Below are 10869 nucleotides of genomic sequence, written 5' to 3' on the forward strand. Positions count from 1 at the left end.
GATACGCAATACTCGCCTTATGAAGGGTTGTTTTGATTCATAATATCAATAACTGGTGGCATCGGTTTTGGTAATTTACCTTCTGCCTGTAGCTCTTTTGTCGTCTTAGCATCGATAGCAAGTCCAGAAATTAAGGCGATGTCTTTGACTGCTTTACGCTTACGGGTCGCAAAACTGACTGGCACCATACGGGCAAATTCATAAATATATAGATAAGACTCTTCGCCACCTTCGAATATTTCGTCTTCCTCTAAACGAATACCGCCAATCTTCGCCAAATCCGATAGCATCTCGTTTTCGTCAGCACTAATACTGCAATCGGTGATACCAAAGCCAGTCATAAAACCATTGGCCCACTGTTTCAAGGCCATCACGCGCTCGTACAAGTCATGTTCATCATCAGGTATCAGCGGCATATAAGAGTAAGCATCATCTTTATCCTTCAGCTGAAACACGATATCTTCCGCTTCTTCGGCTAGTAACGTCAATGCAGGCTCTGGTAATGCTCCAAAGCTTAACTCTTCAAAAACTTGAGCCCATACAGCTTCATCAGGCGCATTACAAGCAGTCATGAGTCCAGTCATCAGGCCATGTACTTCGCTGATAGATACGTCAGTCCAGTCATCAAAAGCGGTCAGCCAAGTGTTCCAGCCAGAGATATTGTCATTCATAATAGATGTCCTAGTGATTGATTATTACTGAAAATACAAAAACAGCCCCCGCGCAACGTCATTGATGCGACGGTGGACCATAAAAAATAGAAAGACCAAGCTCAGGGTCTGTTGAACATTCAAATGTGGTGCTGGCAGTCACTATTTTTTAGACAATATGCAGTGAAATTTTTGATGCCTAGTCATTCTAGGTTAAACAATTTCGTCATATATTGGCAAAAAAGAGTACTGCCCTAAAAGGCTAATGCTAAAATCACCCCAAATGTTGTTGCAAGCCTAGCTAAGGTCTCGATATTATCGTCGACTTGCGCCTAATTTGGTGTAATTTTAGCGATTAGCAGCCCTAATATTTGAATGTTCAACAGACCCTAATACTTGTAATTACTTTGTTAATATAGATATTATGCGGTCACCTATGGCATTATTAAACGCAGAGAACAAAATTCATTTACGCTTACTTGTGAAGGATAAAAACTGACTATGTATGATCAACTTAGAATCTTAGAAAAAATGGTACTCGACATAAAAAAACAGTATCAGCTTGTCAGTGCTGAACTTAGCAACCTTAAACAACATCCTGTTGCTGATCCACAAGAGCTTACGGTGCTGAGGACCAAGCTCAAGACTAGCTATACAGAACGTGACGGTACTAAAAAACAATTAGGCGATCTCGACAAACGCTACCAAAGCCTTGCAGAAGCGCATCATATGATTGGTGAAGAGCAAGACAAGCTGCAAAAACAGATCGACCAATTACAACAACAAAACAGCGAGCTACAACAGCATAATAATGAATTAAAGCAGCAGTATAGCGACATTAAACAACAAAACAGTGAACTACAGAAAAAGAATCAATTGGCAGCCGAGCGCACACAAGTAGTATTAAAACGCTTAACCCATATTGACCGAGTAGAAGGCTAATGACTAAGCGCAATTTTTTATAATAACAACTCATTGCTTCTTATGAATTAAGCCAAGCTCATAACAGTAATATCTGATATTACTCACCTTACTGACCAAATATTGTAGGATTTATCATGACCGATGACCACAAAAAACCGATAGAAAAACAGCTGCCAAATAACCAAACGCAGAATACTGCACAACAACCAAAAAATGTCGCCACAGCGGCTTCAATTATACCGAACACCTCTGATCAGACTAATACTAAAGCATCTAAAGTCGTTGAGCCGCAAATTAAAAAGGTTGATATTGCCATTGCTGGCGTTAACTATCCAATCTACTGCCCTGTGCATGAGCAAGAAGAGCTACATTCAGCTGTCTCTTATATTAACAACTATGCGCTAGACCTCAAGAGAGATGCGCCGAGCCTCAGTCAAGAGAGCATACTGGTACTGTGTTGCCTGAGCTTGTACGAGAAAATCCATGCCAATCAAACAACTAGCGAAGATCGCTTGCAACAAGACAAACAATCTGAAGCTTTGCTAAATAAGATCATGAAAGACGCACATTCTATTCTATAGTCAAGTTCATATAAATCCGCTACATCGTCATCCTCGCTAACCATACTAATGTATAGCTTGCACTCGGCTTCCTTGTATCGGAATTATTTGAATTCAACTATATAAGCAAATAGCACTCTATTAAAAAGATAAGCGCCTAGCCAACTCAAGCTAAGCGCTTTTTTATGCTTGAAACAAAATCTATCTATTTAGTCATCGGCACCATAAGTCTTACCGGCATGAAAGTCTGCTTGGTGCTCATAATTGCAAAAAAATAAGTCTTGATTGGTTTTTATAACACTGTCGCTATTGTCAGCCAAACTCGGCGTAGTCTGAAGGGTCTCAAGTACACCGCGATATTCAGCCAATCTATTGCCACAAAAATCACACTGGCGCGGTGTGGTGACATCACCTGCTTTTGGCATCATGCTTTTGGGCGCACGCGGGTACATAAACTTATAAAAAGCCCACATCGATGCCCAGATAATGAGGATAACAATAATAACGGCAAACACGGCAGTGCTCCTTCGAATATAGGTTAACGCGAGGAATAAAAATAGCTAATAAGCTGATGATTATTCAATACGTTTTAATAATATAAATTTTACCGTCAATAATAGCGATAACACAATGCCTTTGCAGTTTAATTACTGATTGCGCTGAATTGCTAGATAAATCCACTGAATGGTAGTCCTAAACAATGACGCTATTCTATAACAGAAAAACCTGACCACGATAGGCCAGGTTTTTGCATCAAAATTAACAATCATGTATCAGTAGAGCTAAAGCTGTAACTCGCTGATATCCGCTACGGTTAAGAATAACGCGCGAACTTGCTTGAGCAACGCTAAGCGATTGTTCTTCAGCGCAGCATCTTCACTATTGACCATCACATTGTCGAAGAACTGTGTCAATGGCTCATCTAGACTGGCAAGCGTTTGCAATACTTGCGTATAGTCAGCCTGCTCGAGTAATGGTTGTACCGCCGTTTGTGCTTGCTGCACACTCGCATATAGACTCTGCTCAGCAGGCTCAGACAATAACGTCTCATCAACATTATCAGCTACACTCACTTCTGACTTGGCCAAAATGTTGGCAACGCGTTTGTTCGAATCGGCTAGCATTGATGCTTGTGACAACTCACTAAATGCTTGCACTGCACGAATACGCTGATCGAAATCTAGCGGCATATGCGGGTTAATCGCTTGTACAGCTTGGATGGTATCAACGCTCACGCCTTGCTCGGTATACATCGCACGGTAGCGTGAGTTCAAGAATGCCATGACTTGGGTAAAGGTATCGCCCATTTTGGCAATCTTGCTACCTTCTTCCGTAGTATAGTTCTTAATCGCCTGCTCAACGAGCGCTACCAAATTAATCGGTAACTGTTTTTCAATGAGAATACGCAAAATACCAATGGCTGAGCGACGTAAGCTGAATGGGTCTTTTGAACCAGTCGGTGCTTGGTCAATTGCAAAAATACCGACTAACGTGTCCAGACGATCCGCTAATGCCAAACAGATACCAATCGGCGTCTGCGGCAATACATCACCACTGAACTTGGGCAAATACTGCTCTTCTAAACTGGCCGCTACGGCTTCAGGCTCATTATTTAAGCGCGCATAGTAAGTACCAGCGATACCTTGTAACTCTGGATACTCACCGACCAATGAACTTGCCAAATCTGCTTTAGACAAAATGCCAGCACGTACCGTTTCATCGATACTAATCTGCTGACCTTGCTGTTGCATCAAGGCAGCGATAAATGCAGCCAGCTTGGCTATACGCTCAGACTTCTCCCAAATCGTACCCAATTTATCTTGGAATACACGATTCTTGAGACTCTCAGTCAACGCAAATAATGGCTGCTTTTGATCTTGTAAGAAGAAAAACTCTGCATCAGCCAAACGTGGACGCACAACCTTTTCATTACCTTCAATGATTTGGTTCGGGTCTTTTGACTCAATATTGGTAATAAAGATAAAGTAAGGCTGCAATTTGCCCGCTTTATCGGTTAAGCAAAAATATTTTTGATCCGCTTGCATGGTAGAGATAAGCGCTTCTTGTGGCACTTGTAAGAAGCGCGCCTCAAAGCTTGCTCGTAGCGCAATGGGAAAATCAACCAGTGCAGTGACTTCATCTAACAGTGCCTGCGGTACGATGGCATCAGAATTGACTTCATCAGCCAACGCTTTGACTTGGTTTTTGATCAGCATTTGACGCTTATCAAAATCAGCAACTACTTTTAAACCACTTAGTAATTCTTCATAGTCATTAGAATGAGCAATATTATGGTAGTCAGGGCTATGGAAGCGATGACCACGAGTTTGCGTACCCGTCTGATGACCTTGGATAGTGGCGTCGATGACAGTACTATCTTGCATCAATACTGCCCACTGTACCGGACGCACGAATTCATTACGGCTGTCGCCTGAGCGCATACGCTTAGCAATCGGTAACTTATCCAGCGCCGTTTGAAAAATAGCTGGCAGTAGCTCAGTGGTCGCTTGACCTTGGATCGTCTGCTCATAGCCGACATAATCACCTTTATCGGTATTAATCGTTATCAGCTCACTGGCTTCAATCCCTAAACCTTTAGCAAAACCCATCGCTGCACGCGTTGGATTGCCATCGGCATCAAAGGCAGCTTTAATCGCTGGCCCACGTTTTTGCTCACTGCGATCCGGCTGCTTATCACCAATGCCCTGAATTTGTAACGCTAAACGGCGCGGTGCGGCAAAGGCTTTGATACTATCGAAGCTGATTTCTGCTTCGTTCAATTGCTCAATAACGCTTGTTTGTAATGCGTCACGTAGTGGTTTTAGGCTTTTTGGAGGTAGTTCTTCACACCCCAGTTCAAATAGAATAGTACTCATGGGATGCTCCTATTTATTGTTATTAGTAGTTTGGTTGGTATCGGTAGTTTCTTTTGCTAAGCTATCTGTTGCCACGTCTTCTTTTGGCAAGTACTTATCAAGCGCTGCATGACGATGAGCTTCGTCCGCCAATGGGAAACCAAGTTTGGCACGTGCTTCGACATAACCAATGGCAACCTTACGAGCAAGCGTACGCACACGTAATATAAAACGCTGGCGCTCAGTGACTGAAATAGCACCACGAGCATCAAGTAAGTTAAAGGCATGCGAAGCTTTTAGCACCATCTCATAGGCTGGTAATGGCAAACCTTCAGCAACCAACTTATCCGCTTGCTGCTCATAGAAATCAAACATCTGACCCATCATTGGCACATCAGCGTGCTCAAAGTTATAGGTAGATTGCTCCACTTCGTTTTGATGAAAGACATCACCATAAGTGACACGGCCAAACTCGCCATCTGCCCAAACCAAATCATAAACGCTATCGACGCCTTGCACATACATCGCCAAGCGCTCAAGACCATAAGTAATTTCGCCAGTCACTGGGAAACACTCGATGCCGCCAACTTGCTGAAAGTACGTAAACTGCGTCACTTCCATACCGTTGAGCCAAATCTCCCAACCAAGTCCCCACGCACCTAACGTTGGTGACTCCCAGTTGTCTTCGACGAAACGCACATCATGCACCAGCGGATCGATACCAATGGCTCTTAGCGAGTCTAGATATAGCTCTTGGATATTGGGTGGATTCGGCTTTAACACGACTTGAAATTGATAATAATGCTGCAAGCGGTTTGGGTTATCACCATAACGCCCATCAGTCGGACGACGAGATGGCTGAACATAGGCAGCATTCCAACGCTCAGGACCTAACGAACGCAAAAATGTCGCCGTATGAAAAGTACCTGCGCCAACTTCCATATCATAAGGCTGCAGGATAACGCAGCCTTTGTCGGCCCAATAGTTTTGTAAGGTTAAAATCAAATCTTGAAAAGTCATCGGTTGAGAGTTTTTCGCTTGGGATGTCATAATAAAATCACTATGGAATTAGTATTAATAAATAAAACGTTGATAGCACTCGTACAGCCTATTCGGCAACGACTCTATTTGTCTGCTCACCTTACTAAAAATTGACTATTTTATCCATATTTACCTTAACTAAATTTATATCTAAGCGATAAAAATCCTATTGTATGGCTCATTTATAATCAAACTGGAGCCATAAGCATCGATAAAGTAACAGATAAAAAAATACCCAGATGCGCGAGCATCTGGGCAGGAGGAAAAGTATGTCTTTGGTATCCTGATTGATCAGGCTTTTTATTTTTTGGTTAAACTTCTACTTTCAAAGTATCGCTTGAAGTTTTGACGCTGGTTTACTGATACGATTCACTCGTTGCTTTGGGCATTATTATCCATAATATAATATAGATTAAGATGCCTGGTACTGCTGCACTCAACGATGAGATAATCACGAACAGCACTCTCACCCAAGTTGGTGACCAACCGACATATTCTGCAACGCCGCCCATCACTCCTGCTATCATACGGTTGTTCTGTGAGCGATGTAATTTCGCTAACTTAGCCAAATCAGATACCTCTCTATTATTTGTATTTTCTTATATTTTTTATACTTGTTTGCTATATTCAATCAAAATGCTATTTAGCCCTCTTGACTTACGAATAAGTATATCAACTATTCAGCTCCTATCTGTTGAAGATGTAGCAGTACTTTGTGAGTTTATGCTACCTAAGCTTGCCCTAATCTGTCATAGGGGCATCTAAACCCCTGATTTTGAATAATTATTTCAAAATGTTTCAAATCTAGGTTTATTGCTAAAACATTACGCTAATAATTCATCTGCTCAGTCTTTTTTAATACTATCAAATAGATAAGCAGTATTTATGTAGTAATAAAGCTGGTAAAATTTAGCTTAATTAGCATAAAACTGGTCACTAATTATCTTCTAAAAAGACGAATAATCTATATAAAATTCTGCATCAAACTTGTGTTTACAATAACCTACCTGCAAATCAACCAAAACCTTTATATAGTCAAACTTATATCGGTCGGTACAAGTCAAAAAAACAAAATAAATATAAAGCCAAGATGAGGCTCAGATAAGGATAGCTATGTACGACACTGGATTGATGATTGGACATTTTGAGCCCCTACACTTAGGACAGATGCGCAGTATATTGGATGCAGCAGGACAAGCCAAAACCTTACACATCGTTATTATGGCGCATCCATCGCCGCATCCAGATTTCACGATTACCTTACAAGATAAAGCACGCTGGCTACAGATGGCCTGTGCCGACTTACCCTTTATTCATATTCACACAACTCATGAAATCGAGCTGCCGCTGCATGAACACCTCTATAATGCCAGTGACAGTGACGATGTCAGTATCGATATCGCTGCTAGTAACGCCAAATTGCAACGTTTAACGGACGCACTATCACTATCAGCAGAGACTGTATTGTTCATTGCAGAGAACCATCCACTCACGCAAAGCGATGTACAAGACCAGCTGCTTTTGCGTGTGGTCACGACCCCACTACAGCCTGAGTTTGACTCTTATGCAATTGCTCGTGATCCGGTAGCACATTGGTCAGCCATTCATCCGCAAGCTCGTGGCGACTATACTAAGACCGTTGCTATCGTCGGTGGTGAAAGCTCAGGCAAAACAACCTTGATACATAAGCTTGCTAATTATTATGGTGCCAGCTTTGCCCTAGAAATGGGGCGGCTGTACGTCGGCACAGATTTGGGAGGTAGCGAGGTTGGGTTGCAATATAATGACTATGGGCCCATTGCCCTACATCATGCCCAAGCTATCCGAGAGGCGACAGCAAATGCCACCGCCCCTATCACCATCGTTGACACAGATTTTGTCACCACACAGGCGTTCTGTGAAGAATATGAAAATCGCACGCACCCGTTTGTGGCTGCTTGTATCGATGAGTTCCGTTTAGACCATACAATTATGTTAGATAATAATACGCCATGGGTTGACGACGGCATGCGCTCATTGGGCACGCCTGAAGCACGAGGGCGTTTTGAACAACGACTGGTCGATATATTTGCGCGCCATCATATCGAGCCATATATGATTGATGAGCCAGACTACGATGCTCGCTATCAGCAAGCGGTGCTATTTATTGATCAATATATCTACGGTAAAAATCCGTAAAATGGAAAATAACAGCATCAATCACTATGCGGCGACCAACTCTCATTTTAGGAAAGAAGCCTTATGCGTATTCAGCTACTAGACAACATCACCGGAAAATGGGCAATGCAATGGATTATTACTTGGTTCATTTGCGGAGTGGTTGCCCTATCCACTGGCTTTTGGCTCACCACAGACCATACCTCGCTCGATATGTTTTATTTGGGCGTGTCTTTTGTTGGTTTGGTCTGTGTTGTCTCACTGTCATTCCGAAAAAACGTCATGGGTAATGGTCTAGGCATGGCAGCAACTGCTGGCGAAGTAGTCGTACAAGCGACGTCTGGCGCAGTGGGCTTAATGCTTGCGCCGCTATTTAATTTTTTCACTCATGTCTACGGTATTTTTTATTGGTCAAAGCATACCGATCCTGATGGTGACATGATACCGAAGGCTGCTAATAAAGCCGTTTGGTTGATTACCGCTGCCTTCATTATCATTGGGCTTGCATTGTTCCCCACGGTAAATGAATTATTAGCGAGCTATGGTTATGTAGTGGTAGAAGATGATAGCAGCCTATTTCTAGGGTTTATTTCTTTCTTTTGGATTAATGTTATTGCCTTTGTACTTTCAATTACTGCACAAGCCGCGATGATTTTGCGGTATTCATTTAACTGGTGGCTATGGATTATCGTGAATTTCGTCTGGCTCATCGTCAACTTAATGTCTGGTAACTATATTTTTGCTATCCAAACTATGATCTATCAAATAAATGCCTTTATCGGTCTCTATGAATGGCATCGTAGCGAACAAGGTTAGTTTTTCAGCATTGAATTAACACTGAGACATTCAAAATGAAAAGCAAAAGAATATGGTCAGCTGTGTTGGGTACAATATTACTAGAGTCGGTTTAATATAATTTGGATACAAGGAAGGTGAGTGACAGTGCTACGAATAGTAGACTAAGCAAGACTGACACCGTATCAAATTTATAGTGGATTTGACTATAGCATCATAATTTCTGACTGTGCCGTCCATTGGATAGCATGGTAGATTGGGACAATTAATGATAAAACTGATACTACGAATGTTATTGGCACCTGTACTGGTGGCCAGTATCAATTCATCCTATTAATTACTAACAAGGAGGTTGGTATGGCTCGTGTTAAGCAGCAGAGAATGTCGAAACGCACACTTGAGCAGTGGCTCAGCGAGTACTCTATTAGTCATCAAAATCTGGTCAATAAAAAAATCCATTGGTTATGTGTCCCTACTATATTTGTCAGTCTGCTAGGCGTTGGAATGTCGCTATCTGTGTGGTTTACCTTGGTACTTAGTGCTTTGGTATTATTGTTCTACATACGCTTGTCCACGCCATTGTTTTTAGCAATGGGAATATTTATCTTAATTTGCTTGTCTGTTATGGCGTTCTTACCGTGGGGGTTTAAAGTGTGGGCGGGTATCTTCATCGTCGCTTGGATTGGACAGTTTATCGGTCATAAAATCGAAGGAGAAAAGCCATCATTCTTTAAAGACCTACAGTTTTTATTAATTGGGCCAGCATGGGTCGCCAATAGTTTGATGCAACGTAAGAATAGCTAGCTAGATCCATAACATCTAGAGCTATAAAAAAAGCGCCACCCAACTGATTGTTGAGTGGCGCTTTTTCTGTCTAAATGTTCGTAATACATATAGTCCTATTGCTAGCCTATTTAATAAGACCACAATAGATATCTACCAAATATGCATCGATTTAAATACTACCAATCAAATTATATTTCTAGCTTGCTTTCTATCCCTTGTACTTTACGACGTGCTAGTGCAAGGTTGGCTTTTGATTTATCAAGCACCAAGTAAATAAACAAATCTTCGTGGTTATGTGTAGGACGAATGATATGTATTTGAGACTCTAACGTGATTAACATATCGTCAATTTCACCTTTGATACCAAGTGATCTCATTGTAGCGACTTTCGCTTTTACTACTTGTGCATTGCCAGCTGCAGCAAGCTCTAAATCTATACTGCCACCATTACCAGTCATACCTAATACCATACCTGACATGTAATCAACAACACAGGCACCCATAGCACCATCAAGATTCATTAACTCTTGTAAAGACTCATTGATATTTGACATTTTTTTCCTATCTACTTGGTTGTGGTTCAATAAAGTAACGCTAAAATTGTGAGATGTTTTTGATCAAGAAACATCAATAACGAAGTATGTCTTTCAGCAAAGATAATGAATCTTATTCATTAAAAAAACTAACATAACTTAGTAGTTCGCATTATACTCTATGTATTATAAGGGAGATTATTTTGAACTAACCAGTCATGATAAAATAACTGCCGTCTGACATATAAAACAGAGAAATGTTATATATCCATTATTAGACATATCTCATCGCCGAAATAATTCCAAACAAGGTATAAATTAAAGTGAGGGTAATGTTCACTTATTAGCTATAATTTACAATGCTGCTTGAAAATATATTAATACCAACATCTAAATCACAAAAAAAAGCGCCACCCAACTGATTGTTGAGTGACGCTTTTTCTGTCTAAATACTCGTAACGCATATACTTTTATTGCCAGTCTATTTGATAAGACAAATCACCCTACTCTCTAATAGCAGAGATTTCCCCAATCAATTTCTTGGTCTTATATCGTGCTTCGGCTAGTG

At 41.3% G+C, this 10869-nt stretch carries 11 protein-coding genes; 5 read left to right on the forward strand and 6 right to left on the reverse strand.

What is annotated here, in order from left to right:
* Nucleotides 1-17 precede the first annotated feature (17 nt).
* Nucleotides 18-671 (reverse strand): UPF0149 family protein, encoded by a 654-nt coding sequence (locus AAEY75_RS08320; protein ID WP_201550036.1) that lies wholly within the window; start codon nucleotides 669-671, stop codon nucleotides 18-20.
* Between the two features lie 480 nt (nucleotides 672-1151).
* Between AAEY75_RS08320 and AAEY75_RS08325 the strand changes: the two genes are divergently transcribed.
* Together AAEY75_RS08325 and AAEY75_RS08330 are read left to right on the forward strand one after the other, a co-directional pair.
* Nucleotides 1152-1592: a hypothetical protein gene (locus AAEY75_RS08325; RefSeq protein ID WP_352259329.1), complete on the forward strand. Its 441-nt coding sequence runs from the start codon at nucleotides 1152-1154 to the stop codon at nucleotides 1590-1592.
* A 116-nt stretch (nucleotides 1593-1708) separates the two neighbouring features.
* Nucleotides 1709-2155 carry a cell division protein ZapA gene (locus tag AAEY75_RS08330; RefSeq protein WP_352259330.1) on the forward strand — a complete coding sequence of 149 codons (447 nt, stop codon included), beginning with the start codon at nucleotides 1709-1711 and terminating at the stop codon, nucleotides 2153-2155.
* Between the two features lie 188 nt (nucleotides 2156-2343).
* Here AAEY75_RS08330 and AAEY75_RS08335 read toward each other — a convergent pair whose 3' ends face one another.
* The 4 genes from AAEY75_RS08335 to AAEY75_RS08350 all read right to left on the reverse strand — a co-directional run bounded on the left by AAEY75_RS08335 (nucleotide 2344) and on the right by AAEY75_RS08350 (nucleotide 6599).
* Nucleotides 2344-2649 (reverse strand): hypothetical protein, encoded by a 306-nt coding sequence (locus AAEY75_RS08335; RefSeq protein ID WP_227686677.1) that lies wholly within the window; start codon nucleotides 2647-2649, stop codon nucleotides 2344-2346.
* Between the two features lie 267 nt (nucleotides 2650-2916).
* A complete protein-coding gene (gene glyS / locus AAEY75_RS08340; RefSeq protein WP_352259331.1) occupies nucleotides 2917-5010 on the reverse strand; it encodes a glycine--tRNA ligase subunit beta in 2094 nt (697 codons plus the stop codon).
* 9 nt (nucleotides 5011-5019) lie between these two features.
* A complete protein-coding gene (gene glyQ, locus AAEY75_RS08345) occupies nucleotides 5020-6009 on the reverse strand; it encodes a glycine--tRNA ligase subunit alpha (protein WP_197216906.1) in 990 nt (329 codons plus the stop codon).
* A 377-nt stretch (nucleotides 6010-6386) separates the two neighbouring features.
* Nucleotides 6387-6599, reverse strand: a complete 213-nt coding sequence (locus tag AAEY75_RS08350) for a PspC domain-containing protein (RefSeq protein ID WP_110923323.1) — start codon at nucleotides 6597-6599, stop codon at nucleotides 6387-6389.
* A gap of 544 nt (nucleotides 6600-7143) precedes the next feature.
* Here AAEY75_RS08350 and nadR point away from each other — a divergent pair.
* The 3 genes from nadR (at nucleotide 7144) to AAEY75_RS08365 (ending at nucleotide 9786) form a co-directional block, all read left to right on the forward strand.
* Complete coding sequence (gene nadR / locus AAEY75_RS08355) at nucleotides 7144-8208, forward strand: multifunctional transcriptional regulator/nicotinamide-nucleotide adenylyltransferase/ribosylnicotinamide kinase NadR (RefSeq protein ID WP_197216506.1); 1065 nt, start codon at nucleotides 7144-7146, stop codon at nucleotides 8206-8208.
* A gap of 63 nt (nucleotides 8209-8271) precedes the next feature.
* Nucleotides 8272-9003, forward strand: coding sequence for a nicotinamide riboside transporter PnuC (gene pnuC, locus AAEY75_RS08360; protein WP_197216504.1), 732 nt, complete (start codon nucleotides 8272-8274; stop codon nucleotides 9001-9003).
* A 336-nt stretch (nucleotides 9004-9339) separates the two neighbouring features.
* Nucleotides 9340-9786 carry an Mpo1 family 2-hydroxy fatty acid dioxygenase gene (locus AAEY75_RS08365; RefSeq protein WP_110923326.1) on the forward strand — a complete coding sequence of 149 codons (447 nt, stop codon included), beginning with the start codon at nucleotides 9340-9342 and terminating at the stop codon, nucleotides 9784-9786.
* A gap of 170 nt (nucleotides 9787-9956) precedes the next feature.
* Here AAEY75_RS08365 and AAEY75_RS08370 read toward each other — a convergent pair whose 3' ends face one another.
* Nucleotides 9957-10322: a hypothetical protein gene (locus tag AAEY75_RS08370; RefSeq protein ID WP_110923327.1), complete on the reverse strand. Its 366-nt coding sequence runs from the start codon at nucleotides 10320-10322 to the stop codon at nucleotides 9957-9959.
* Between the last annotated feature and the right edge of the window lie 547 nt (nucleotides 10323-10869).

This window comes from Psychrobacter sp. TB55-MNA-CIBAN-0194 (assembly GCF_040309505.1).
Classification (GTDB): domain Bacteria; phylum Pseudomonadota; class Gammaproteobacteria; order Pseudomonadales; family Moraxellaceae; genus Psychrobacter; species Psychrobacter fozii.

What these genes read in the sequence shown, in the direction of transcription:
- pnuC (WP_197216504.1), top strand. Translation starts at nt 8,272, where the DNA reads ATGCGTATTCAGCTACTAGACAACATCACCGGAAAATGGGCAATGCAA.
- glyQ (WP_197216906.1), bottom strand. Translation starts at nt 6,009, where the DNA reads ATGACTTTTCAAGATTTGATTTTAACCTTACAAAACTATTGGGCCGAC.
- AAEY75_RS08320 (WP_201550036.1), bottom strand. Translation starts at nt 671, where the DNA reads ATGAATGACAATATCTCTGGCTGGAACACTTGGCTGACCGCTTTTGAT.
- glyS (WP_352259331.1), bottom strand. Translation starts at nt 5,010, where the DNA reads ATGAGTACTATTCTATTTGAACTGGGGTGTGAAGAACTACCTCCAAAA.
- nadR (WP_197216506.1), top strand. Translation starts at nt 7,144, where the DNA reads ATGTACGACACTGGATTGATGATTGGACATTTTGAGCCCCTACACTTA.
- AAEY75_RS08370 (WP_110923327.1), bottom strand. Translation starts at nt 10,322, where the DNA reads ATGTCAAATATCAATGAGTCTTTACAAGAGTTAATGAATCTTGATGGT.
- AAEY75_RS08365 (WP_110923326.1), top strand. Translation starts at nt 9,340, where the DNA reads ATGGCTCGTGTTAAGCAGCAGAGAATGTCGAAACGCACACTTGAGCAG.
- AAEY75_RS08330 (WP_352259330.1), top strand. Translation starts at nt 1,709, where the DNA reads ATGACCGATGACCACAAAAAACCGATAGAAAAACAGCTGCCAAATAAC.
- AAEY75_RS08325 (WP_352259329.1), top strand. Translation starts at nt 1,152, where the DNA reads ATGTATGATCAACTTAGAATCTTAGAAAAAATGGTACTCGACATAAAA.